Below are 23,963 nucleotides of genomic sequence, written 5' to 3'. Positions count from 1 at the left end.
CCCTGTTGATATTTTTTAGGATATCACACAAATTCTTTCAGGAATTTCTTCAATCCTTCTCTGATGGAGGCAAGTCCGAATTCCTCTGGTTGTAATTTCTCAAAAGGAACAAAGAAGGTATCTGCCGCATCGTCCATAGCCTGAAAATGGAGTGTGTCTTTTACCTGACAGCGGAAAAACATGTCGAGCGTATGGACTGTGAAGCCTGAGTAAAGATACAGGTTGGGCAGGGAGAACAGATATTGTGCTTGTGTAACAGTCATGCCGGTTTCTTCCAGAACTTCACGTGCTACACCTTGTTCGGCCGTTTCATACATGTCGACAAAGCCTCCGGGCAAGTCGAGTGTTCCCTTGGCAGGGTCCTTGGCACGTCGGCATACGAGCAGCTCGTGTCGTTCATTGACGATAAAGGCCACGGTGGCCGAGGACGGGTTGAAGTAATAGACAAAGCCGCAATCGGGACATTGTTTGGATTTCCCGTTATGTATCCCGAAACGAGGAGAACCGCATTTGGGACAATAAGTGAATTGCGAAAGAGGATGCTCAGTCATGCTCATCAAAGTATTTGGAATGTTGGTATATGCCTGCAAAGGTAAGCAATTAGTAAAATCTTGGGATATATTCTTTGGTAAATGTGCAGGAAACCGCTATTTTTGGTTGAATTTAAGAACTGGGATATGGATAATTTGGAATGGCTGACAGGGGAAGTCTGTCGGATAGCTCGGGAAGCCGGACATTTCTTGAAGGAAGAGCGGAAGAATTTTCGTCGGGAAGCGGTGGAGCAGAAGAATGCTCATGACTATGTGTCGTATGTCGACAAGGAGTCTGAACGACGGGTGGTGTCGGCATTGCGTGCCTTGTTGCCCGAAGCGGGTTTTATTACAGAGGAAGGCTCGGCTGACTATCACGAAGAGCCTTGCTGCTGGGTTGTCGATCCGTTGGACGGCACGACGAACTATATTCACGACGTGGCACCTTATTGTGTGAGTATTGCCTTGAGGAATCGAGACGAGCTGTTGTTGGGCGTGGTCTATGAGCCTGTGCGCGACGAATGTTTCTATGCCTGGAAGGGTGGGGGAGCTTACTTGAACGGAGATCGGATGCAAGTATCCGATGTCGCTTCTTTAGACGATGCCTATGTCGTGGTGGAACTTCCCTATAATGCCCGTCAATATGCCCCTACGGCGCAACATCTGATACAACGGCTTTACGGGAAAGTAGCCGCTATCCGTATGAACGGGTCGGCAGCTTTGGCACTCTGTTATGTGGCGGCAGGGAGATATGATGCTTGGCTGGAGGCTTTTATTGGAAAGTGGGACTTCTCGGCTGCTGCATTGATGATACAGGAAGCCGGAGGACGAGTGACCGATTTTAAAGGAAATATTATGTTTCTCGAAGGGCATCACATCGTAGCGACCAACGGTGCCTTGCACGATACGTTCCTGGAAGTTATTCAAGAATGTCTTCCCGAAGGCTTGTAAGGGCAGAAGAAATGGGAACTGGTAGTTGGAAACTTTGGCTACAGGGGCTGGCACACCTGTTTTTCCCGCGTCGGTGCGTTGTATGTGGGAATTGTTTGCACGAAGGCGAAGAGGTGATTTGCCTGCGTTGTAATATTGACATGCCTCGCACAAACTGGCACCTGGAACGGGACAATCCCGTGGAGAAACTGTTTTGGGGAAAGATTCCGTTGGAGCGTGCCACCTCTTATTTCCTCTATCACAAGGGAAGTAATTTCCGCCATATCCTCCATCTGCTGAAATATGAAGGAAGGTCAGATATTGGCCGGACGATGGGGCGCTTTATAGCGGAGGAAATTGCTAAAAGCGGTTTTTTCGACGGGATAGATGCCATTGTGCCGGTTCCTTTGCATCCTCGTAAACTGCGGGCGAGAGGTTATAATCAAAGCGAATGCCTGGCCTCCGGTATTGCGGATGTGACGGGAATTGAACTGGATGTACAGGCAGTAAAAAGATGTGTACACAGCCAGACACAGACACGCAAATCGGCTTACGAGCGTTGGGAGAATGTGGCAGGAATTTTTCGGGTAGACCATCCCGAACGCTATGCAGGCAAGCATATTTTGCTGGTGGACGATGTGCTGACTACCGGTTCTACAGTGACAGCCTGTGCCGATGCTTTTGCCGGTGTTGAGGACTTGCGCATCAGCGTGCTGACGCTGGCGAAAGCTGCGATTTGACGCTGCACTCCAGTTCCTTCCGTTACCGTATTTTCTTGTGTCCTGATACTATATATCCTGAGGGGCTCATACAGTGCTTCCTCACCTCCTCATAAAGCACTGTATGAGAGGATGAGGAAGCACTGTGTCAAGACATCATAAAGCACTGTGTTACGACGGCATCATTCACCGCCTCCACCACCGGCAGCGCCGCTGCCGCCACCCGACTTCACGTCGTCGTTCGTAATGGTACGTGCGGCTTTTTTTACGCTGGCTTTCAGTTCACCGATGCGGTAGCTGACACTAAGTCCGAAGCGCATTTGTGGGTACTTGTTCCAGCTGTCCTGGATGAATCCCTGTCCTTCGATGTGCGACTTAAACTTATTGTATTTCTGGAAGAAGTTGCTTGCAAAAGCTGACAGCGACAGGCGTCGGTTCATGAACGACTTGTTCAGATTCAGGCTGTAGCTGAAGAAGCTGCTGCCTTTACCCTGTAGCATGATCCACGGTGTTTGGCCAAAGATGTTCATACTCAGACGCCAGTCGTGTTTGAAAGTCTGCTGTGCACCACCATAGGCGAAGAGGTTCCAGCCGTCGTTTTCCAGTCCATTGGCACCTTTTAGGCTGGTATAACCGCCGAACAGATTGGCGTAGACGCGGGTGTCTTTCGTAGCGTTCCAGTTGACATAGGCGCTCAGGTTGAGGTTACGGCTCTTGCCGATGTTCTGATAGGTCGTGTAGAGTACGTCCTTGCCTGTTTTTTTGTCTTCGGAGAGATCGGGAATATCATCTTCGGATACAAGACTGGTAACAGACTGGATGCTGTTGTTCGTAAACGAATAGCGGGCAGATACGTTGATGTTGAACTTCGGCGTAAAGTTGCTGTAACTTAGGTCAAAAGCATGGCTCTTTTCACTGTCCAGTTCCGGATTACCCTGGCTGAGGCTGGACGGGTTACTATCGTTCAGATAAGGATTCAGATACCAGATGCCGGGACGATAGATGCGCATGTTATAGCCCAAACGTAGGTTGGACAGGTCGGTTAGTTTCCAGCCCAGCGAAGCGGAGGGTACTACGTCGTCATAGTTCTTGCGGAAGTCATCGCCGCGTCCCAATAGGTATTTTACGTCTTCGATGGTATGCTCATAGCGTACGCCCAGACGTCCGGACAGTTTCTTCCATTTCAGACCGTAACCCAGATAAGCCGCGATGATATCGTTCTGATGGCGGTAGTGTGTGCTGTATTCTTCGTCGAACACATAGTCCGAGTTGTCGGCTGCTGTCCGCAAGTAACGGTCGTTGTCCGAAGAGTTGTTACGTAAGATATACTTTACACCCGATTCGATGGTATGCAGTTTGCCGATGGGGGTTGTGTAGTCTGCCTGGAACGTGTGTTCGGTTGTATTTTGGCTTCCGTCATTGTGTTGGTCTTCCAGACGGCGCAGGTAGTCGGTCCAGTCATCATGGCCATAGGCGATGTCATATTCCGAATAGGAATCCGATGTCTGTGGACGGGTATTCACCTTATAAGACAAGGTAAACATGCGTCCTTTTATGGTGGGGGAAAGACGTTGGTAATCGATTCCGCCATCGATAGAATACCAGGATGATTTGCTGTGACTTCCGATACCGTACTGATAAAGCAAGTGGTTGTCCAGTGGTGAATTACCCACATAATTGCTTCCGCCGTTACTGTTGTTTCCGCCGCCCCACAAACCGAATGAGGCAGAAATCAGGTTCAGTGAATCGATTTCATAGCTGGCTTCCATACTGCCCGACTGGAAGGAACCGTCGCCTTTGCTGCTGCCTTCATAGTCCAGGTTGGCAACCTCTGCACTGGTATCTGTAGCCCGTTGCGTTCCTCCTGAATAACTGCGTGGACTGTCGTTGTAATTGTAATTGTAGCGGGCGCTCACAGTAAACTTGCCTTTCTGTACCGTACCGAACAGACCACCGCCTGCGCCACGGTTGCTTACGTTACCGCTCAGCGTTACGGTATAGCCTTCAAATCCACCGCCTTCGGTCACGATGTTCAGGATACCTCCCACACCTTCGGCATCATACTTCGGCCCCGGGTTGGTAATGACTTCAATATGTTTGATGGTATTGGCGGGCATACTTTTGAGTACTTCCGTCGGGTTGTTGCTCATCATGTTGTTGGGCTTTCCGTTTACGTAGACCTTGAATGAGCTACTACCATTTACCTTGATGTTATCTTCTCCGTCTACGGTTACGAGTGGTACCTTACGGAGCATTTCGAGCAAAGTATTGGTTTCCGAGTCGGGATCGTCTTTTACATTGTATTCAATTTTGTCGATATCAGCTTTTACCAGTGGTTTCTGTGCTACGACTTCCACTTGTCCCAGTTCATTGGAGGCATCAGTGACATATAACGTACCAAAATCCACCATTTTTTGACCGGCTTTGACAGAGAAGTCTTTTACAATGGGATTGCGTCCTACTGAAGTGATGGTCATAATGAAACTTCCGGTTCCTTTTACATTCTCCTGAAACCGTCCTTTCATGTCAGAAACCATCATTTTTACCGGCTTATTGGGTGCCGATTTACGTGCCACACGGATAGTAGCATAAGGTTCTCCTTCCTGCGTCAACGAGTCGAGCAGAATTCCTTTCAGCTGGAAAGAAGAAACAGCTGAGTTTTGTGCTGCTGCCAGCCCGGATATGAAAAGTATCCACAGCAGCACGGTAGCTTTTAAGTTCATGCGTTTTTTTTCTAATTTATTTGACTATTCTTGTTATCGTCTTATTAGACGTTGCATGTGCTCCTAAATCACATGCGGACAGCAAAAATAGCTGCTTTTATCGCAATTACGATATCTTCGGAGTTAAAAAAGGTCAATAGTGGATGACTTCACCGTTTCCGTTATCTGTGGTGGCTGTTGGTTACACCAGATAGAAGAACAGGAGTAGGAACAGATTTATGGTAATTACAGTCCCGAATCCTCGTAAGATCCAAGGGCGGAGAGCACTTTTTCGTCCGGCGAAAGCCCAACCGTAACACATATTTACGATGATATTACTGATGATGGCTTGCATACTGCAAGCTGTGATAACGATGGTGGCAACTCCACCTGTACCTTGCAGTAAGTTGAGGATAAAAGGGGTTATGTCACTGAATCCGGAGATGAAAGAAAGTAGGTTCAATCCTTCCGTTCCGGCATAAATCAAGGTATAATGAGTGGCTATTGTGAATACGACGAATAATACTGCGAAGATTAGTGCAACTTTAAACTCCAGTGGATTGCTACTGTCTTCTTCTTCTACTTTACCCATTACAGAAGCTGGCAATTTGGAGTGTATATACCAGGCTACACCAGCTGTGACCAGTGCCATAATCAGTAGATAAGGGTAGATACAGGCTAATGTTTCACGGCTGAAGATACCGATCAGTATCAGGAAGCGTAAAAACATCATACTCACAGCCATTAACATGGAAGCTACATATTCAGGCGCCTCTTCTGCGGTAGCCGTACGGCTTTTACGTGCCAGTACGGAAATGGTGGCCGTACTGCTGTATAGTCCGCCTATGATACCGGAAACCAGCAAGCCTGACTGATGGAACACATACCGTCGCAGCAGATAAGAAAGGTAGGAGATGCCCGAAACGACAACTGTTGCCAGCCAGATGCTGTAAGGTGCCAGGTCGATGCCTGGTATCAGGTTTTCTTTGGGGAGCATGGGGAGGATGATACCACTGATGGCTAGAAACTTGGCCAAAGTGGTCATTTCATCGTTTTTCATGCGTTGGGCCAGTTCGGTGAAAGTATGCTTTAGTTCGGTGAACAGCAATACTGTTACGACTACCATTACATAAAACCAGGAAGGTTGGGTTGCTACGATAGGAGCCAGGCAGTAGGTAATCAAGGCTATGACAATAGTTGTCACGCCAAACACATGGTAACGTGTCTGTTTTACATAATAGTTTAGAGTCAATAGTAACCCTAATATTGCACCTCCTCCCATGAACAGCCGATAGTCTGTAGGATCAAGAATGTAGAGCAGGTAGCCCAGAATACCGATGAAGGTGAACGTACGGTCGGTTCCGAAAAGTGTAGTCTCACCCTCACGCTTCAGGCTGATTCTTCGTTGTGAAAGCCCGATGAGCAAGGAAAAAAGGGTTACCAAGACGAAAGTAACCAATTCCTCAGGCAAGTATTGATACAATTTTTCCATAAACGGCCCTCTGTCCCTGCGGTATTCTTGTCAGGGGAATTATAAATATATAATGTATGCAGGCCCTTTCCGCCACTACCACTGTGTATAGGGGTGTTTCATCAGTTGTGAATTATAGTAACGTATGTCACCGGTCACCTCTTGTCCGATAAAATCCGGCTTTTCAAAAGTTTCATCTTCTGAGGCAAGTTCTACTTCTGCGATAACCAGTCCTTCGTTGTCACCGTAGAACTCGTCCACTTCAAAGACATGTTTTCCGCTCTGTACCAGGTAGCGCGTCTTGTCTATGACTCCCGGTTCACAGAGCTTCATCAGTTCCTGTGCCTCATCGAGAGGTATTTCTTTCTCCCATTCGTATCGGCTCAAGCCTGTGGCATCCGATGCACCTTTGATGGTGAGGTAACCTTTGGTTCCACGGATTCTGACACGTACAGTTCGCCCCCTTGTGCTACAGATATAACCTTGCACAATGCGGCTATGGGCATAGGCTTGCGATTTGTATTCTCCTTCAACCAGGAATTTGCGTTCTATTTCCTGTCCCATTTATGCCAGATAAGTGAAGGCAACAAACATCAGGATTGCTAAAATTACTGCTGCTACTCCCAGACCGATCATTACCTTTTTACCTTGTTGTTCTTCCTTGCGGGTGTGCATCACTTTCTTTTCTTTCTTTCCCATAATACTGTTTCATTTAAAGTTCAACGTTGAACAAAGTAAGAGAGAATTTGGGAAGAATGCAAGCGAAACGGGATATTTTTTCAAGAACTCATTTTCTTTGTTATTATGCCTCCAGTTCGTTTGCCGGCAAATATCTGTTTTCTATCTTACTTTTTTTGTTCGAACAGCCAGCTCATGAAGTCAGGAAGGTTGAAAGCAGGATTCCAGCTTTCATGCATACATCCGGGGAATTCTGTGTACTTCACGTCAACCCCTAGTTCCTTTAATGCCCGATAGGCGGCGCGCGAACCTTCTACAGGCACCACGTTATCAGCGTCGCCGTGGAAGATGCGGAATTTTACTTGCTTCAGTGCCGGAGTGAAACGGGCAGGATTGACCGTACCGCAAATAGGAATGGCGGCGGCAAATAGGTCGGGGTGACGAATCGCCAAATCATACGTGCCCATTCCTCCCATTGAGAGTCCCATGATGTAGATGCGGCTTTTGTCTATTTCAGGCTTTGCCAACCAGGTATCGAGCAGTTCTTCTAGTGTGCGAAGCAGCGGAGACAGAGGTACATCCACAGGCATATCCGATGGTTGTAGCGAAGCTGGACGTCCGATATAAGCCCAATAGTCGTCTGGCGGACATTGAGGCATCAGAACGAAAGCGGGATATTGTTCGCGGTTCACGGGATTAAGCCACATTTGTGCTCCGTGTTTCAGTTGTTTTTCATTGTCTGTACCCCGTTCACCAGCTCCGTGCAGAAACAGAACCAGCGGATATTTTGCATTGGGCTCCAAAGTTTCCGGCTCCAGCAAACGATAGCGTAACGTGTCTCCACGATCGGAAACATAATCTTTACGTAAAAAGGCCTCCTGCGAGGAAGCGGCTGCCCATACCAACAACAGGCAGAGAAAGTTTATCATGCGTTTCATAGTCATAACCTGATTTTTTCCGTAAAAATAGAAATAATTCTCCGCATAACAAGAGTTTTCGAACAAAAGGAACTATCTTAGCCGAACTAAACTTTACCTGTGATAATCATGAAAACGTTCAATCAATTTATTACTCCCTGTCGGGTATGCCTTTGTTCGTCTGATGAACTTAATCGCTTGTACGAACAGAATATTGGGGGTAATGGACAGGATGAACGATAAACGGTATTTAAAACTTGCTGAATTGTCGTCAAAATCCTATTTTTGTCTTTATAAATAGAATTCTTCAACTAATACCCTGAATATGAATCAATTATTTTTAACCACCTGGTACAGGTTTATCATAAAAAACTGTACGTTCCGTCAATTAAGTAATGTCTATATTAAAATGGGTGCTGCACTGATTGTCCTTCTGACAGTTATTCTGCCCGTCGCGGCCCAGCAGCCGACAGATTATGTCAATCCCCTGATAGGGACCAACGGGATGGGGCACGTCTTTCCCGGAGCCTGTACTCCCTTCGGCTGGGTACAGCTCAGTCCCGATACAGACACCATCCCCCACAACGTAGGCGGAGTGTATCAGAAGGGCACGTATGCCTATTGTGCCGGATACCGTTACCAGGACCCCACCATCGTGGGTTTCAGCCATACCCACCTCAGCGGAACAGGCCACTCGGACCTGGGCGACCTGCTGCTGATGCCGGCCACCGGCCCACTGAAGCTGAACCCCGGCCGTGCTGACCACCCCGACGAGGGCTACCGCTCGCGTTTCAGCCACGCCACCGAGAAAGCGGCGCCGGGCTACTACGAAGTCATGCTGGACGATTACGGCATCCGGACGCAGCTCACCGCCACGCAACGGGTCGGCATCCATAAATATACGTTCCCCGAAGGAGAAAAGGGCCATTTGATTCTGGACCTGGTGCACGGCATCTACAACTACGACGGCAAAGTGTTGTGGAGCAACCTCCGCGTGGAGAACGACACCCTGCTGACCGGCTACCGTATCACCAACGGATGGGCACGCACCAACTACACGTACTTTGCCATCTCCTTCTCGCAGCCCATCCGTGATTATGGTTACCAGGAAAAGGAGAAGACGCTGTACAACGGTTTCTGGAGACGCTTTGACGTAAACAGGAACTTCCCCGAAATGGGCGGCCGCAAGGTGGTGGCCTATTTCAACTTCGACACCGACCGTCAGTCGGAACTGGTTGTCAAGGTAGCTCTCTCGGCCACCAGTACGGCAGGAGCCCTCAAGAACCTGCAGGCCGAAGCTGCACAGAAGAGCTTCGGGCAGCTGGCCGCGGAAGCCGGAGAGGAGTGGAACCGACACCTGGGCATCTTCGAGATAGAAGGCACCCCCGACCAGAAAGCCATGTTCTATACCTCGCTCTACCACACGATGATCAATCCTTCGGTCTACATGGATGTAGACGGTTCCTACCGCGGTCTGGACCACAACATCCACCAGGCCCAGGGATTCACCAACTATACCATCTTCTCCCTGTGGGACACGTACCGGGCGGAACACCCGCTGCTGAACCTCATCCAGCCGGCCCGGAATGCCGACATGGTGACCTCCATGATCCGGCACGAGCAGCAGAGCGTACACGGCATACTTCCCATATGGAGCCTGATGGGGAACGAGAACTGGTGCATGAGCGGTTACCACGCCGTGTCCGTACTGGCAGACGCCATTGCCAAAGGTAACTATCCCCCTGCCGACGAAGCCCTGGCTGCCATGGTCAGCACCTCGACGGTACCCTACTACGAAGGGCTGGAAGCCTACATAAAGCTGGACTACGTGCCCCTCGAGCAAAGTGCCACCGCAGCCTCCACGACGCTGGAGTATGCCTACGACGACTGGACCATCTACCAGACGGCTCTGAAAGCCGGCAACGAGGAGGTAGCCCGCACTTATCGCGAGCGCGCCCTCAACTACCGCAACCTCTTCGACCCCAGCATCGGCTTTGCACGTCCCAAGCTGAAGGACGGCTCGTTCAAACCTGACTTCGATGTACTGCAGACCCACGGGGAAGGCTTCATCGAAGGCAATTCCTGGAACTTCTCCTTCCACGTACCCCACGACGTGGCGGGCCTCATCCCGCTGATGGGTGGCGAAAAGGCGTTCATCGACAAGCTGGACAAGCTGTTCACGATGCACCTGCCCAAGCAGTTCTACGAACAGAACGAGGACATCACGGAGGCATGTCTCGTAGGCGGATATGTGCATGGAAACGAACCCAGTCACCACATCCCCTACCTCTACGCATGGACCTCGCAACCGTGGAAGACCCAATACTGGCTACGCGAAATCCTGAACAAGATGTACCGCAATGCAACCGACGGACTGGGAGGCAACGACGACTGCGGGCAGATGTCGGCCTGGTACATATTCTCCGTCATGGGCTTCTACCCCGTATGCCCCGGTACCGACCAATACGTGCTGGGAGCCCCCTACCTGCCATACCTGAAGCTGAAGTTGCCCAACGGGAAGACGCTGGAAATCAAAGCGCCCGGAGTGAGCGACAAGAAGCGCTACGTACGTTCGCTGAAAATCAACGGTACCGTTTATGACAAGATGTACATCACCCACGAAGACCTGATGAAAGGCGGTGTCTTCGAGTTCAGCATGTCGTCCTCGCCCAACAAGCGCCGCGGACTCTCCGTCCAAGACAAACCTTATTCATTAACTCAATAATACCAATTCAGACCTATGAAGAATCTAATGTTTTTATTCGTATGCGTAGCCTGCCTGCTTACCAACGCAGCAGCCTGCACCACCAGTGACAATCCACAGCCGGACCAGACAATCACCGTATGGGACCGTTACAACGTAGGAAGTGTCCTGTTCGAGGACAAGGCGCCCGAAACCGCCGGGTCGGATATCTACCGCCACATCATCCCCCGGTCCGAAAGCTACATCAAGGAACAGGCCCGCACCGTGCTGGCCACCCTCTACACGTCTCCCAAAGACAGCATTCCCCGTGTCTACCAGATACACTATACGCTGGAAGACATCGAAGGCGTTTCGGCCAAGAGCGGCGGAAACGGTTACGTCAGCATCTTCTACAGTACCCGTCATATCGAGCAATCGTTTGGTCAGGACGACACGGCCAAGGTGCTGTTCGAAACCCGCGGCGTACTGCTCCACGAACTGACACACGCCTACCAGCTGGAGCCGCAGGGAGTGGGCAGCTACGGAGACAGCCCGACGTTCCGCGCCTTTATCGAGGGTATGGCAGACGCTGTGCGGATAGCCAACGGAGGCTTCGAAGGCCCCAGTGCGCGCCCGAAAGGTGGCAGCTACATGGACGGATACCGTACGACCGGTTACTTCCTCGTCTGGCTACGCGACCACAAAGACGCCGAATTTCTGCGCAAGTTCAACCGGAGCGCGCTGGAGGTCGTTCCCTGGTCGTTCGACGGAGCAGTGAAGCACATCCTGGGGCAAGACTGCAACATAGATCAGTTGTGGCGTGAATATCAGATAGCAGTCGGCGATATACAGCCTTAAAAAGAGATAAAAAAACAAGGAGGAGTGCAGACCGTTCATGAGATATGAATAGAATTCATTTTCGATAACTATACCATGAAGAAAAGACTTGTACAAGGTTTGTGCTTTGGAATCTCATTCCTTTTTTGACAGTCGGTTGTAAATCCTCAACATAGGTTGAGAATTATACTGAACTGTTGGAGTTTTTAGCTCTATTTTGTAATTTTGAACCCCTGATAAACCGAACAACATGAAAGAATGCAAACGATATCTGTTTAGTTTATTCTGTTTTTTCGTTCTTTTGACGGTGGGAGGCAGTTGCTCCATCGGCGAAAGTGACTATGACGGAGGAACCGGAGCCACAACCTGGGAGCTATGCGATCATCTGTGGGAAGCCAACTATTCGCTGGAAGACGGAACGTTCGTCAACCATCAGATAATTTTCTATCCCGGTGGTATGGGCGACGAATCGTTGTTATATAACTATTATGGAGAGGTATGGGAAGAAACTTACAGCTTCTATTGGCGATGGGCCAACAATTTGCAGAATTCCATTGCCTTGAGTTATCCGGGAGGCGGAACCATTTACATGGACCATGTTTATATCAAACTTGATGTCTTCTCCTGCCTGTTAGACGGTACTTTTGTAACTTTCCGCGGACAATAATAGACTAAATACAGAAAAAACTATGAGACGAATTCAGAAACAACTCGGAATGCTTTTCGTATTTCTCTGTACTGTTATTCTGACAGGATGTAACGACGAAGAGAGTAATCCGCTTCGCTTCGACCAGTCGGTTGATGAAGACAACACCGTAGATGTATGTTTCCCCCGGAGCGAAGAGGACGGAAGTGCAGGCGCCGTTACCATCTTGGGCGGCGACGGCAACTACACCGCACAATGCGACAATGCCGCCGTACTGAAAATTGACATGAAGTATCCTAACGCCTTCGTACTTTATCCGCAGGACTGGGGCGAGGCACATGTCACCGTGACCGACGGCACGGGTGCGTCCATCGTCCTGAAAGTGGTAGTCTATCAAAGCAAGCAGACGCTGACCGTCGGCTACATGGATGTCCTCATCACGGGAGGAGAGCAACTGACGGAGGAACAGCTGGAGAAACTCCGTGAAGAAGCCCTGGCCACCGTCCCCGTAAAGCAGGCCGGCGGAGGCTATCGGATGATATTCGACAATCCCCAAGACTCATACAGCGGCACGCTTTGCTTCTATCCCACGAAGATGGATAAGGAGGAAGAAATGGTGAAGGGAACCTTCATTGTCAACTCCGACCGAAACGAAGAGAATCTTTGGAATTATCGTTTCCAACTGGAAGAGAAAGAACACACGCTGGTATTTGTACCTTATAGCGACAAGAAGACTGTTACAAAAGCAGATGTACTCCCCACTGTAGCCCTACTGGAAGACGTGACCGGACAGATTCCGACGTCCTATCCCGGCGTGGAGGTGTTTACGCAACAGGTCATTCAGAGACCTTAATACATACATTGGTAGGTTTACATCATTATGCTGACAAAGTGGGTAGTTACGTTTCTCAAGTAGATAGTTACGTCGCTAAAGTAGATGTTTATAAACTTGGAAAACATCTTCATGGAAATGTCTTTCCCGAAAATAGCTTTCACGCTTTCACGCGTAGGCAAAAGGCTGATAGTCTGTTTCTTGGTGTGAAAGCAGATGTTTCACACAACTCTATTGGTTTCACAATAATCTGCTCAACAACAAAGAATTACTGTGAAATCACATCATAGAAAAAGCACTTCTTGATAAGTTGGCAGCCTTTTCGCTCCGTTCTTTCAAGAAGTGCTTTTTGATATAAAGTCGAGAGTCTAAATGTCCCGTATTTTTCTCCAGTTAGGGAAAAATTATTCTCTGACTGGAGAATTTTATTTTCCCAGTAGGGCAGTATTTCTACATTAAGCCTCGCCCGCTCCTGCGAACTCCATCAGGTAGGCCTTGACGAAACCGTCTATCTTGCCGTCCATCACACCGTTCACGTCGCTGGTCTGGTAGTTGGTGCGGTGGTCTTTCACGCGGCGGTCGTCGAAGACGTAACTGCGGATCTGCGAGCCCCACTCAATCTTCTTCTTGCCCGCCTCAATCTTGGCCTGCTCAGCCATGCGGTGCTTCATCTCCTTATCGTAGAGCATGGAGCGGAGGAGGCGGAGGGCATTCTCGCGGTTCTTGGGCTGGTCGCGCGTCTCGGTGTTCTCAATCAAGATTTCTTCTTCCTCGCCCGTATAGGGATCCTTGTACTGGTAGCGCAGACGGACGCCGGACTCCACCTTGTTCACGTTCTGGCCACCTGCGCCGCCGCTTCGGAAGGTATCCCAAGAGATGCGGGCCGGCTCGATGTTCACTTCGATGGTATCGTCCACCAGCGGAGTGACGAATACGGAGGCGAATGATGTCATACGCTTGCCTTGGGCGTTATAGGGCGACACGCGCACCAGGCGGTGCACACCGTTCTCACCCTTCAGGTAACCATAGGCATAGTCGCCGCTGATTTCGATGGTACAAGTCTTGATGCCTGCCTCGTCGCCTTCCTGCAGGTTGGCAATGGTAGCCTTGTAGCCGTGGGTTTCAGCATAGCGCAGGTACATGCGCATCAGCATGCTGGCCCAGTCTTGGCTTTCTGTACCACCTGCACCGGAGTTGATTTTAAGCACACAGTCCATTTGGTCGGCTTCCTCGCGCAGCATATTCTTCAGTTCGAGAGCTTCGACAGCTTCGGCTGCTTTGGTATAGGCCTCGTCCACTTCCTCTTCAGTCACCAGCTCGTCCTTGTAGAAGTCGAATGCCAGTTGCAGTTCGTCCGAAAGGGTTTTCACTTCGTTGTAGCCGGAAATCCACTGCTGGAGTCCTTTCACTTTCCTCATCTGTGCTTCGGCGGCCTTCTGGTCGTCCCAAAAGCCGGGGGCCTGTGTGCGAAGCTGTTCTTCCTCCACCTGAATTTTCTTGCCTTCGATGTCCAGGTAGCGGTTCAACGCCTCGGTACGGTCTTTGATATCTTTCAGTTGTTCAGCGGTTATCATAATGAAAATACTTTGTTTCGGAATGCAAAGGTATGAAAAAAACGAATAACTTTGCAGTTATCATTCTAATAAGTCTATTTATGAACACATTACTCAAGAAAATCGGCCTGCCGCTGCTTTGTTTGGCAGCCTTGGGCCTGAGCAGCTGTACGCAATCGAAGTACAGCTACGAGACTGTTCCCAACGACCCGCTCCAGGCGCGCATCTACACGCTGGACAACGGCCTGAAAGTGTACATGACTGTCAACAAGGACGAACCGCGTATCCAGACGTACATCGCTGTGCGCGTAGGTGGTAAGAACGACCCTGCCGAAACTACTGGTCTGGCCCACTACTTCGAACACCTGATGTTCAAGGGAACCAATCATTTCGGCACGATGAATTATGAAATAGAGAAGCCTTTGCTCGACCAGATCGAACAGACCTTTGAAATTTACCGCAAGACTACCGACGAGGCTGAGCGTAAAGCTATCTATCATACGATCGACAGCCTGTCGTACGAAGCTTCGAAGTATGCCATCCCCAATGAATATGACAAGCTGATGGCCGCCATCGGTGCCAACGGTACCAATGCCTACACCAGCTTCGATGTGACTTGCTACACTGAAGATATCCCCAGCAACGAGGTGGAGAACTGGGCCAAGATTCAGGCGGACCGCTTCAAGAACTGTGTCATCCGTGGCTTCCACACTGAGCTGGAGACAGTGTACGAGGAAAAGAATATGTCGCTGACCCGTGATGCCCGTAAGGTGTATGAGCAGACACTGGCCGCCCTCTTTCCTCATCATCCCTATGGTACGCAGACCGTGCTGGGTACGCAGGAGGACCTGAAGAACCCCTCCATCACCAACATCAAGAACTACTATAAGACGTGGTATGTGCCCAACAACATGGCCATCTGTCTCAGCGGTGACTTTGATCCCGACCAGATGATTGCCACTATCGACAAATATTTCGGCGACATGCAGCCTAATCCCAACCTGCCAAAGCTTAACCTGCCTAAGGAAAGCGACATCACGGCTCCCGTGGTACGTGAAGTGTTGGGTCCTGAGGCTGAAAACGTGACGCTGGCTTGGCGCTTCCCCGGTGCGGCCAGCAAAGAGCTGGAAACGTTGCAGATTCTGTCACAAATCCTGTATAACGGTCAGGCCGGTCTCATTGACCTTGATCTGATGCAACAGCAGAAGACGCTGAGCGCCTATTGCTATCCGATGGCCATGAGCGACTACAGTGCCTTCATGATGGCCGGACGTCCTAAAGCCGGACAAACATTGGACGAGGTGAAAGATCTGTTGCTGGGTGAACTGAAGAAACTGCGCGACGGCGACTTCGACGAGAGCCTGCTGGAAGCCAACATCAACAACTTCAAGCTCTACCAGCTGCACCAGCTGGAAAGCAACGGTGCCCGTGCCGACTGGTTTGTACAGTCGTTCATCAACGGCAGCAACTGGGCCGACGAAGTGACCGCACTGGACCGCATGGCCAAGCTGACGAAACAGGATATCGTGGACTTCGCCAACAAGTATCTGAAGGACGACAACTACGCCATTATCTACAAACGTCAGGGTAAGGATCCCAACGAAATGAAGATTGCCAAGCCCGAAATCACACCTATCGTGATGAACCGCGACACAGCTAGCGCCTTCTTGAAGGAACTGCAGGCCGAGGCCAAGAACGTGACACCTATCGAGCCTGTCTTCCTGGATTACAGCAAGGACCTGACGCAGCTGACCACCGGCAAGGGTGTGCCCGTGCTCTACAAAGAGAACACTTCCAACGACCTGTTCCAGCTGATTTACCTCTTCGATATGGGTAACAATCAGGACAAGGCGCTGGGTACCGCCGCCCAGTATCTGGAATATCTGGGCACGTCGGACATGACGCCCGAACAGGTGAAGAGCGAATTCTATCGCATGGCCTGCTCGTTCTACGTATCGCCGGGTAGCCGCCGCACATACGTTACCCTCTCCGGTCTTAACGAGAACTTGCCCGCCGCCATGGCTTTGTTCGAGAAGCTGCTGGCCGATGCACAGGTGAACGCTGAAGCCTATACCAACTTGACCAATGACCTGCTGAAGGCACGCAAGGACGCCAAGCTGAGCCAGGGCACCAACTTCGGTCGCCTCATCAGCTACGTGAACTACGGCCCGAAGAACCCTGCAACAAATTTGCTGAGCGAAGCCGAACTGAAGAGTATGAATCCGCAGGAACTGGTGGACCGCATCCACAGCCTGAACAGCTACAAGCACCGCATCCTGTACTACGGTCCGAGCAGCGACAAGGAACTTGTAGCCCTGCTCGACAAGGAGCACCGCACGCCCGACACGCTGAAGGACGTACCTGCCGGTGAGGACTTCAAGCAGCAGGCCACGCCCGAGACGAAGATTTACTTGGCTCCCTACGAAGCCAAGAACATCTATATGTCGCAGATATCCAACCGCGGCGAGAAGTTTGACGCAGCCATCGAGCCTGCCCGCCAGCTCTACAACGAATACTTCGGCGGAGGCATGAACTCCATCGTCTTCCAGGAGATGCGCGAGAGCCGCGGACTGGCCTACTCGGCCTGGGCCGGACTGAACGAGCCGGGGTATGCCGACGAGGACTACTACTTCATCTCGCAGATTTCGTCGCAGAACGACAAGATGCTTGACGCCATCAACACGTTCAACGACATCATCAACAACATGCCGCAGTCTGAAACAGCCTTCAAGCTGGCCAAGGAAGGCATGATAGCCCGCCTGCGCACCGACCGCATCACGAAGATGAGCGTTATCTGGAGCTACATCAACGCACAGGATCTGGGCCAGACGGTAGACAGCCGCATCAAGCTCTTCAACGACGTGCAGGGCATGACGTTGCAGGATGTCATCGACTTCCAGCAGAAGTGGATCAAGGGACGCACGTACAGTTACGGCATCTTGGGTGACAAGAAAGAACTCGATATGGAAGCGCTGAAGAAAATCGGTCCGGTCATCGAACTGACGACGGAAGATATCTTCGGATACTAAAATTTGAGTGATTGGCAGTAAGCGGTTAGCGGTCAGTATAGCGACTGACGGCTAACCGCTTTTTTTATGCCCGACGCTCACCGCCAATCAGAACTTTCCGAAGCGCCAGCCCAGGCCGAGCATCAGGTTGTTGGGGTCCTTGAAGTCGTGGAGCTGGTAGCCCACGTGGAGGAAGAGGCGGCGCGTGACGAACGCCTTCAGCGCCAGAATCTGGTAGAAGCCGCGCGTGTCCTCGCCCTGCTGGATGAGGTTGCGCCCGATGCCGACGTTTACCGAGAAGATGGGCATGTTCAGCTCGGCGCGGAGGGAGAGGCCGGCGGCAAACTGCTCGCGGAAGGGCGGGCGGTAGAACTTCAGCCCGTCGCCGCTGGTGCCTTCGACATGATGCGCCTTCAGGTTGGCACTTTCGTCGTACTGGGCGTCGAGCGAGAGGCCGGCGCGGAAGTATTTGTTGACGCAGTACATGGGGTTGAAGTTGAGGCCCGCCACGGCAAACGAGCCGGGGATGAGCTCGGCGCCGCTGTCCAGAAAGAGACCCCGCTTGCGGGTGGAGCCGTAGAGGACGACGTCGTAGCTGATGCGCGCGGCCAGCGAAGAGGGTTCGTCGGTATGAATAGTGGAGGCGGAAGCCTCGGCCGGCGAGCCGCCGAAGGTGCGCATCACGCCGATACGGGCGCCGACGGTGTTGACGCCCGCGTTGGGATAGTTCGAGTTGCCGTTGGAGTAGTGTGTCAGGTCGATGCCCGCCGTCAGGCTCCACTGCGGCGCCAGCTGCCAGTTCAGGAAGAGGCCGGCGTTGATGTAGGCGTTGATGCGTGAGCCGACCACGTTGTTGTAGAAGTTGGCGTCGGGGGCATACTTCTGCCAGCCGAAGGAGGCGCCGAAGTTCCATTCGTAGTCCAGCGTCAGGCGGGGAGCGAGCCGCGCGATGCGTGCGCCCTGGAAGACGTAGATGGCCGAGGGCGTGCCCACCTCGTCGGCGTTGAAGAACGTGTTCCAGGCCATGCCGATGCCCTGATAGGCCGACGGATAGAGGCGGCCCAGGCGCGACTGGGGCGAGAAGCGGAAGGCGTATTTCAGGTGGACGCCCAAGGTTGTGTTGATGGGGCTTTGGGCGGCGTTGTCGCCCCGGAAGAAGCCGGCGGTGGGGAAGACGTAGCCGGGGCGGAGGTCGATGCCGATGCCGTGCGTCGGGCGGTGGCGGAGGGTGTCGGCAGCCGTCTGTGCGTGGAGAGCGGCGCCTGTCGCGGGCAGCAGCAGGAGGGCTGCCAGCAAACTGGAGAGCAAAGTCTGTTTCATGGTCGGGGAGTCGGAGGAAAAGGGGTTACTGTTGGATGTTCACGTCGCGCACGGTGGTTGTCAGCGAATAGCCTTGCGGGTCGTAGAGGTCGGCGCGGCCTTCGAGCACACGGCGGCGGCCCGTCTGCGGGCAGCTGGCATAAATCTTGTAGGGGATGCCCGTATAATGGAACCAGCACTTCACGGCGCACTCCACTGCCTTGCCGGGCGGGACGACGACGGTGTCTGTCACGGCCAGCCATTCGTCGGACAAGGGGAATTCATACGTTTCGCCCGAGAGCGGGAGCTCGTCGCCCAGCAGCGCGGGCCGGTCGTATTTGCCCAGACGGGGCACGGGGACGACGGGCATCTCGGTGCCGAACATCTGGAGCTGCGACGGGTCGATGCCGGGGCTCCACTCGTCGCCGCCTCTGAAGGTGAAACTTCGGCGGAAGCTGTCATAAGGATGAAGCGGATATTTCCAGGGATTGTCCGTAAGATTGGTGGGAGAGATCATCATTCGCTCTGTTCTCGCACTGTCTTGCTCCAAGTACCAGGAATCCAGCGAATAGACGATGCTGTCCAGCCGGTAGCGGGGCGAGGGTTCGAGGAGCAGCTCCACTTCGCGGTATTCGTACTCGTTGCCCACGCCGAGGGAGAGGCGGCACGTCTCCAGCCCGATGTTTTCGGCGTCCGAGAGGCGCAGTTCGCGGTCGGCCGTACGCTCCAGCGTGAGCGAGAACTGCGGATAGCTGGCAACGTACTTCGCCCGTCCGAGGTCGCTGAAGTGGAAGGGGACGTCGAAGTAGAGCTGGGTGCCGTCGGCGTCGTAGATGTCGCCCCGGATTTCTTCGTACAGGCCCTGTTTTTTCAGGAAGAGGCCGCGCACGTACCAGTTGCCGCTGCCGAAGCGGAGGGTGGCGGCCGTGCCGTCGGCGGGCACCTGAAGCTGGTCCGTCGCGGGGGCGCACGAGTCGATGAATACGTCGGGGTTGCAGCTGCCGAGGAGGGCGGCGAAGAGGAGGGGGAGGAACAGGCCGGGTTTCTTCATGTCGTTTGCAGTTTGATTGGACTGCAAAGAAAGGGATTTCCGCCCATATCTCCAACAGTCCAATCAAACTATCAACACACAGAGGTTTACGCTTCCGGCGCCGGCGTGTCGTCGGCCGCGTCGCCGTCGGCGGTCGTCGTGCCCTTGGAGCGCTGCTTGTAGGCGGTGCGCACCTGGGCGAAGAGGTAGTTGGCCTCGCGGATGAAGGTCGTGGCCTCGTCCGAGGGCTCGAGCAGGCTGCTGGCGTTGGCCAGGGCGCACATGTCGTCCAGCAGGTCCTGCGCCTGGGCGGCGAGGGTTTTGGAGTCCGGCGTGCCGGTGCGGGCGGAGCGTTCCTTGTCGCGCTGGGCGGCGAGCTGGGCGTAGGCCTCGTTCAGGCGCTGCATCTCGGCGATGTAGGGGGCCAGGCCGAGGGTGGTGACGTCGTCGGCCAGGTCGGGCTTGGCCAGGTCGGCGGCCAGTCCGCGGATGACTTCGGTTTCCTGACTGACGGGCAGGGAGGCGATGCCGGCGTAGGGACGTACGACGGGCTCCAGTCGGCGGGCGGCTTCGCGTTCGGTGGCGAGGGGGAGGCGGTCGTAGTCGGCGATGCGGCGTACGATGTAGTTGGCGGCGACGTCGCGGTCGGCCTCGAGCTGCTGCATTTCGGGCGTTTCGGCGGCCGAGGTGGCCTGCATGGTGAGTTCGCTCATCTGGTCGATGAGGGTGTTCATCTGTTCCACCTGCTCGGCGCTGATGTTCAGCGCGGGCACGCCTTCGGTGGCTGCGCTCAGGGGCGATCCGCCTTCTCCGTCGCCGTCGTCGCCACCGCCGCCCTGCGTCGTGCCGGGCATGAGGGCCATGAAGCGTTTGAGGAGGTTGAGGCGTTCGGCTTTGTTCAGTGCGCCAATGGACATTGGCCCGATTAAAGTGTAAGTTCCCATAATCTTAGTCTTTTAAAGGTTAATAAAATGTGGTTTATTTTTGGTTTGAGGGGTCAGAAACCTCTTTCCGGTTTCAGAAAATGGTTTCTGAGGGGTCAAAATCCATTTTCCGGTTTCAGAAAACGGTTTCTGAGGGGTCAAAATCCATTTTTCGGTTTCAAAAAATGGTTTCTGAGGGGTCAAAATTCATTTTCCGATTTCAAAAAATGGTTTCTGACCCCTCAGAACGTTTTCCCGCTCAATTCCGCTGCGGATAGTATTCTTCGCTGCTGCCGAAGCCGGGGAAGATCCTGAGGGTCACGTCGTAGTGGTTTCCTTGGTGATGGATGAAGCGCAGGTCGGTCTCGCGGTTCCATTCTTCGTCGAACCAGATGCGCACCTCCCACCCGTATTCATACCAGTGTCCTTCTAGGACAGTGCCGTCGGCTTCCGTCAGTCGGGCCACGGTCGGGTTGTTTTCCCTGTCGCATTCCAGCTCGATGAGGCGGTAGCTGTTGTCCTCGCTGTAGCTTTTCCAGGTGCCTTCCAGGCTGTAGGCATTGCCGTTCGGAATCCATTCATAGGTTTTCAGCATCTCGCGGTACGCGTTGTATTCCTCGTTCGGGTTGAGGCGTATGAGGTTCGGTGCCGTCATCTGTCCCACCTCCACTTCGCTGCCCCTCTCGTCGAAGAGGAGGAGGAAGTTGTCGATGGTCTTCCAGGTGTAGCGTATCGCCGGCCCGTGGTCGTTGCTCGTGTATTTGATTTCCTCGGCGGTCATGTCGTCCTTGAAGACGATTTCGCGCAGGTAGCTGCTTGCTTCGATTCGCCAGGTTCCGGTGATTTGCATCACGGTGTCGGGGTGGTTGACGGTGCCTCCACCCGGCGGTGTCGGGGGGAAATGCTCGGTGGGCCCTTTCGAGCAGTTCGCGTCGCGGTAGAATGTCACGAACCCGTTGGGGTCGTTCAGCGTCAGCCCGAGCGTCTTCCCGTCGCGTATTTCGCCCATGCTCCAGTAGCTTTCCGTGTCGCCCGTCTCGAAGAGGTAAAGCCGTTTGTCGCCGCGGGTTTCCCATTCCAGGATGCCGTCCATCAGGATAAAGTCGTCCTGGTCGGGGTTGAGCGGGTGGAGATATTGTACGAATCGGGCCTTCATGTCTTCGTAGAGGGTTACATGAAAATCGTAGTTGCTGTACTTCGTGTGCCAGCAGCCGATTACCTGCTCGACTACTTCCGGCTTGTTGAGTTCCCCTTCTTTCTCTTTGTCGTTTTCGAATTCGCACGAGAGGAAGGCAAACAACGTGGCGATGAGGATCGTGGCGATGGCGGATGTCCGTCGTAGGAATGAGTAGCTGTTTTTCATGTTCTGATGTTTTTTAAATGGTGAATGACTTGGTTTCTTTTTTACTCCTCGTACATCCGGTCGATGACCTCCCGATAGTTCTCGGCGACGACGGCGCGGCGCAGCTTCAGCGTATTGGTCAGCTCGCCGCGCTCCATGCTGAAGGGCTGGGGCAGGAGGGTGAAGCGCTTCACCTGCTCGTAGTGGGCAAACTGCTGCTGCAGCGTGTCGATGCGGTCGCGGTAGAAGGTGCGGACGGCTTCGTTCTCCACCAGCTCCTCGCGGCTGCCGAAGGCGATGCCCTGCGTGCGGGCATACTGCTCCAGCAGGTCGTAGGTGGGCACGATGAGGGCGGAGACGAACTTGCGCTGGTCGGCGATGATGGCCACCTGGTCGATGTAGCGGTCTACGATGAACTTCGTCTCCAGCGCCTGCGGCGAGATGTACTTGCCGTTCGACGTCTTGAACAGGTCCTTGATGCGCTCCTTCAGGTAGAGCGTGCGGCCCTCCAGGCGTCCGGCGTCGCCCGTGTGGAACCATCCGTCCTTGTCGATGGCCTCGGCCGTCGAAACGGGTTTCTTATAGTAGCCGCGCGTGATGGTCCGTCCGCGCAGCAGGATTTCGTCGTCCGGCCCGATCTTCACCTCCAGGTCGGGCATCACCTCGCCCACCGAGCCGATGACGAACCCCGTGGCGGGGAAGCACGACACGGTGGCGGTCGACTCCGTCAGGCCGTAGCCGACGACCATGTTGATGCCTACGGAGTGGACAAACTCGCACACCTCGTCCGATACCGCCGCGCCGGCCGTGGGGAAGAACGTGCCGCGCTCGATGCCGATGGTCTTCTTCAGCAGGGCGTAGACGGTCTTCTCGTAGAACTTGTAGCGCAGGTGGAGCATCAGGGGCGGCGTCTTGCCCAGGCGGACGTACTGCAGGTTGTGTTCGCGGCCCGTGCGGATGGCGTCGAGCAGCATCGTCCGGCGGATGCCCGTCTCCTGGGCGATGCGTTCCTGTACGCCCTGGTACACTTTCTCCCAGAAGCGGGGGACGCTGCACATCACCGTGGGGCGCACCTCTTTGATCGTCGTCTGTATGTCCTGCGGATGCAGGTTGATGCAGATTTGCACGCCGCGCTCCAGGCAGACATACGTCCAGCCGCGCTCGAAGACGTGCGTCAGCGGCAGGAAGCACATCGACACGTCCTGGTCCGTCACCTGCGGCAGGCGGATGTGGTGCGTGCGGAAGGCCTCAAGGTAGTTTGCGTGGTGGAGCATCACCCCCTTCGGTTCGCCCGTCGTGCCGGACGTGTAGAGGATGTTGGCCAGGTCGTCGGGCGACGCCTTCGCCGTGCGTTCCTCCACCACCTCGTTGTGCGGCAGGCCTTCACCCAGTCGCATGAACTCGTCGAAGTAAAGGGAGGTCGTGTCGCGCGCGTCGCGCACCACGTTGCGGTCGAAGATAATGAGCCGTTGCAGCGACTGGCACAGCCCGATGACGCGGAAGGCAGCGTCGTATTGGAACTGTTCGCCCACGAAGAGGAAGCGTATCTGCGCGTCGTTGATGATGTACTGTGCCTGCGTCGGCGAGCTGGTGGCATACAGCGGAATGGTCACCGCGCGGTTGGCGAACGCCGCAAAGTCGACGTACAGGCATTCGGGCTTGTTCTGCGAAAAGATGCCGACATTCTCCTGCTCGCCGATGCCCAGCGCCACCATTGCGTTGGCGGCACGGCGTATGCGCTGGGAGAATTGTTCCCACGTCACCGGAATCCATTGTGCCGTTTCATAGTCCCTGTATTTCAGGGCCACTTTGTCTCCATACTTCTCTGCCTGACGATGGATCATGACAGATAAATGATGATAA

Annotated in this window: 19 protein-coding genes; 7 read left to right on the top strand and 12 right to left on the bottom strand. The window is 53.3% G+C overall.

Going from position 1 to position 23,963, the window contains the following annotated elements:
- Positions 1 to 23: 23 nt before the first annotated feature.
- Positions 24 to 551, bottom strand: a complete 528-nt coding sequence (locus HF894_RS08725; RefSeq protein WP_204971660.1) for an NUDIX domain-containing protein — start codon at positions 549 to 551, stop codon at positions 24 to 26.
- A 126-nt stretch (positions 552 to 677) separates the two neighbouring features.
- Here HF894_RS08725 and HF894_RS08720 point away from each other — a divergent pair, with 126 nt between their 5' ends.
- Positions 678 to 1,481, top strand: coding sequence for an inositol monophosphatase family protein (locus HF894_RS08720; RefSeq protein WP_204971659.1), 804 nt, complete (start codon positions 678 to 680; stop codon positions 1,479 to 1,481).
- A gap of 11 nt (positions 1,482 to 1,492) precedes the next feature.
- Positions 1,493 to 2,200, top strand: coding sequence for a ComF family protein (locus tag HF894_RS08715; protein WP_204971658.1), 708 nt, complete (start codon positions 1,493 to 1,495; stop codon positions 2,198 to 2,200).
- A 161-nt stretch (positions 2,201 to 2,361) separates the two neighbouring features.
- Here the strand turns inward: HF894_RS08715 and HF894_RS08710 are convergent, their stop codons facing one another.
- The 5 genes from HF894_RS08710 to HF894_RS08695 all read right to left on the bottom strand — a co-directional run bounded on the left by HF894_RS08710 (position 2,362) and on the right by HF894_RS08695 (position 7,968).
- On the bottom strand, positions 2,362 to 4,902 hold the full coding sequence (locus tag HF894_RS08710) for a TonB-dependent receptor domain-containing protein (RefSeq protein WP_204971657.1): 2,541 nt from the start codon (positions 4,900 to 4,902) through the stop codon (positions 2,362 to 2,364).
- Between the two features lie 181 nt (positions 4,903 to 5,083).
- Complete coding sequence (locus HF894_RS08705) at positions 5,084 to 6,373, bottom strand: MgtC/SapB family protein (protein ID WP_204971656.1); 1,290 nt, start codon at positions 6,371 to 6,373, stop codon at positions 5,084 to 5,086.
- Between the two features lie 75 nt (positions 6,374 to 6,448).
- Positions 6,449 to 6,916, bottom strand: a complete 468-nt coding sequence (locus HF894_RS08700) for a CYTH domain-containing protein (protein WP_021848791.1) — start codon at positions 6,914 to 6,916, stop codon at positions 6,449 to 6,451.
- Positions 6,917 to 7,051, bottom strand: a complete 135-nt coding sequence (locus HF894_RS15275) for a hypothetical protein (RefSeq protein ID WP_021848792.1) — start codon at positions 7,049 to 7,051, stop codon at positions 6,917 to 6,919.
- Positions 7,052 to 7,197: 146 nt separating this feature from the next.
- Complete coding sequence (locus tag HF894_RS08695) at positions 7,198 to 7,968, bottom strand: carboxylesterase family protein (protein ID WP_204971678.1); 771 nt, start codon at positions 7,966 to 7,968, stop codon at positions 7,198 to 7,200.
- Positions 7,969 to 8,356: 388 nt separating this feature from the next.
- On the opposite strand from HF894_RS08695, the gene HF894_RS08690 reads away from it, so the two are divergent.
- The 4 genes from HF894_RS08690 to HF894_RS08675 all read left to right on the top strand — a co-directional run bounded on the left by HF894_RS08690 (position 8,357) and on the right by HF894_RS08675 (position 12,966).
- Positions 8,357 to 10,672, top strand: coding sequence for a GH92 family glycosyl hydrolase (locus HF894_RS08690; protein ID WP_204971677.1), 2,316 nt, complete (start codon positions 8,357 to 8,359; stop codon positions 10,670 to 10,672).
- A gap of 15 nt (positions 10,673 to 10,687) precedes the next feature.
- Positions 10,688 to 11,488: a basic secretory protein-like protein gene (locus HF894_RS08685; RefSeq protein WP_204971655.1), complete on the top strand. Its 801-nt coding sequence runs from the start codon at positions 10,688 to 10,690 to the stop codon at positions 11,486 to 11,488.
- A gap of 229 nt (positions 11,489 to 11,717) precedes the next feature.
- Positions 11,718 to 12,134: a hypothetical protein gene (locus HF894_RS08680; RefSeq protein ID WP_021848796.1), complete on the top strand. Its 417-nt coding sequence runs from the start codon at positions 11,718 to 11,720 to the stop codon at positions 12,132 to 12,134.
- Positions 12,135 to 12,156: 22 nt separating this feature from the next.
- Positions 12,157 to 12,966 (top strand): hypothetical protein, encoded by an 810-nt coding sequence (locus HF894_RS08675; protein WP_218417850.1) that lies wholly within the window; start codon positions 12,157 to 12,159, stop codon positions 12,964 to 12,966.
- Positions 12,967 to 13,400: 434 nt separating this feature from the next.
- Here HF894_RS08675 and prfB read toward each other — a convergent pair whose 3' ends face one another.
- Positions 13,401 to 14,519 (bottom strand): peptide chain release factor 2, encoded by a 1,119-nt coding sequence (gene prfB, locus HF894_RS08670; RefSeq protein WP_021848799.1) that lies wholly within the window; start codon positions 14,517 to 14,519, stop codon positions 13,401 to 13,403.
- 80 nt (positions 14,520 to 14,599) lie between these two features.
- On the opposite strand from prfB, the gene HF894_RS08665 reads away from it, so the two are divergent.
- Complete coding sequence (locus tag HF894_RS08665; RefSeq protein WP_204971653.1) at positions 14,600 to 17,527, top strand: M16 family metallopeptidase; 2,928 nt, start codon at positions 14,600 to 14,602, stop codon at positions 17,525 to 17,527.
- Positions 17,528 to 17,614: 87 nt separating this feature from the next.
- Here the strand turns inward: HF894_RS08665 and HF894_RS08660 are convergent, their stop codons facing one another.
- From HF894_RS08660 to HF894_RS08640, 5 genes are all read right to left on the bottom strand, one after another.
- Positions 17,615 to 18,826 (bottom strand): acyloxyacyl hydrolase, encoded by a 1,212-nt coding sequence (locus HF894_RS08660; protein ID WP_204971652.1) that lies wholly within the window; start codon positions 18,824 to 18,826, stop codon positions 17,615 to 17,617.
- Between the two features lie 25 nt (positions 18,827 to 18,851).
- Positions 18,852 to 19,883, bottom strand: coding sequence for a hypothetical protein (locus HF894_RS08655; RefSeq protein WP_204971651.1), 1,032 nt, complete (start codon positions 19,881 to 19,883; stop codon positions 18,852 to 18,854).
- A gap of 59 nt (positions 19,884 to 19,942) precedes the next feature.
- Positions 19,943 to 20,779 (bottom strand): DUF6261 family protein, encoded by an 837-nt coding sequence (locus HF894_RS08650; protein ID WP_204971650.1) that lies wholly within the window; start codon positions 20,777 to 20,779, stop codon positions 19,943 to 19,945.
- Positions 20,780 to 21,017: 238 nt separating this feature from the next.
- A complete protein-coding gene (locus HF894_RS08645) occupies positions 21,018 to 22,121 on the bottom strand; it encodes a hypothetical protein (RefSeq protein ID WP_204971649.1) in 1,104 nt (367 codons plus the stop codon).
- A gap of 41 nt (positions 22,122 to 22,162) precedes the next feature.
- The gene (locus HF894_RS08640; RefSeq protein WP_436627457.1) at positions 22,163 to 23,944 is read right to left on the bottom strand and encodes an AMP-binding protein; all 1,782 of its coding nucleotides are present in this window, start codon (positions 23,942 to 23,944) and stop codon (positions 22,163 to 22,165) included.
- Positions 23,945 to 23,963 lie beyond the last annotated feature (19 nt).

The organism is Caecibacteroides pullorum (assembly GCF_019239235.1).
In the GTDB taxonomy this organism is placed as follows: Bacteria; Bacteroidota; Bacteroidia; order Bacteroidales; family Bacteroidaceae; genus Bacteroides; species Bacteroides pullorum.
Note: the sequence above shows the minus strand (reverse complement) of the source record. Positions and strands in the feature narration are given on the sequence as shown.

Bases quoted from the DNA above. Each gene is read 5' to 3' on its own strand.
- HF894_RS08705 (WP_204971656.1), bottom strand. From the start codon at position 6,373: ATGGAAAAATTGTATCAATACTTGCCTGAGGAATTGGTTACTTTCGTC.
- HF894_RS08710 (WP_204971657.1), bottom strand. From the start codon at position 4,902: ATGAACTTAAAAGCTACCGTGCTGCTGTGGATACTTTTCATATCCGGG.
- HF894_RS08640 (WP_436627457.1), bottom strand. From the start codon at position 23,944: ATGATCCATCGTCAGGCAGAGAAGTATGGAGACAAAGTGGCCCTGAAA.
- HF894_RS15275 (WP_021848792.1), bottom strand. From the start codon at position 7,051: ATGGGAAAGAAAGAAAAGAAAGTGATGCACACCCGCAAGGAAGAACAA.
- HF894_RS08690 (WP_204971677.1), top strand. From the start codon at position 8,357: ATGGGTGCTGCACTGATTGTCCTTCTGACAGTTATTCTGCCCGTCGCG.
- HF894_RS08700 (WP_021848791.1), bottom strand. From the start codon at position 6,916: ATGGGACAGGAAATAGAACGCAAATTCCTGGTTGAAGGAGAATACAAA.
- HF894_RS08680 (WP_021848796.1), top strand. From the start codon at position 11,718: ATGAAAGAATGCAAACGATATCTGTTTAGTTTATTCTGTTTTTTCGTT.
- HF894_RS08685 (WP_204971655.1), top strand. From the start codon at position 10,688: ATGAAGAATCTAATGTTTTTATTCGTATGCGTAGCCTGCCTGCTTACC.
- prfB (WP_021848799.1), bottom strand. From the start codon at position 14,519: ATGATAACCGCTGAACAACTGAAAGATATCAAAGACCGTACCGAGGCG.
- HF894_RS08715 (WP_204971658.1), top strand. From the start codon at position 1,493: ATGGGAACTGGTAGTTGGAAACTTTGGCTACAGGGGCTGGCACACCTG.
- HF894_RS08660 (WP_204971652.1), bottom strand. From the start codon at position 18,826: ATGAAACAGACTTTGCTCTCCAGTTTGCTGGCAGCCCTCCTGCTGCTG.
- HF894_RS08650 (WP_204971650.1), bottom strand. From the start codon at position 20,779: ATGGGAACTTACACTTTAATCGGGCCAATGTCCATTGGCGCACTGAAC.
- HF894_RS08675 (WP_218417850.1), top strand. From the start codon at position 12,157: ATGAGACGAATTCAGAAACAACTCGGAATGCTTTTCGTATTTCTCTGT.
- HF894_RS08645 (WP_204971649.1), bottom strand. From the start codon at position 22,121: ATGAAAAACAGCTACTCATTCCTACGACGGACATCCGCCATCGCCACG.
- HF894_RS08665 (WP_204971653.1), top strand. From the start codon at position 14,600: ATGAACACATTACTCAAGAAAATCGGCCTGCCGCTGCTTTGTTTGGCA.
- HF894_RS08725 (WP_204971660.1), bottom strand. From the start codon at position 551: ATGACTGAGCATCCTCTTTCGCAATTCACTTATTGTCCCAAATGCGGT.
- HF894_RS08720 (WP_204971659.1), top strand. From the start codon at position 678: ATGGATAATTTGGAATGGCTGACAGGGGAAGTCTGTCGGATAGCTCGG.
- HF894_RS08695 (WP_204971678.1), bottom strand. From the start codon at position 7,968: ATGAAACGCATGATAAACTTTCTCTGCCTGTTGTTGGTATGGGCAGCC.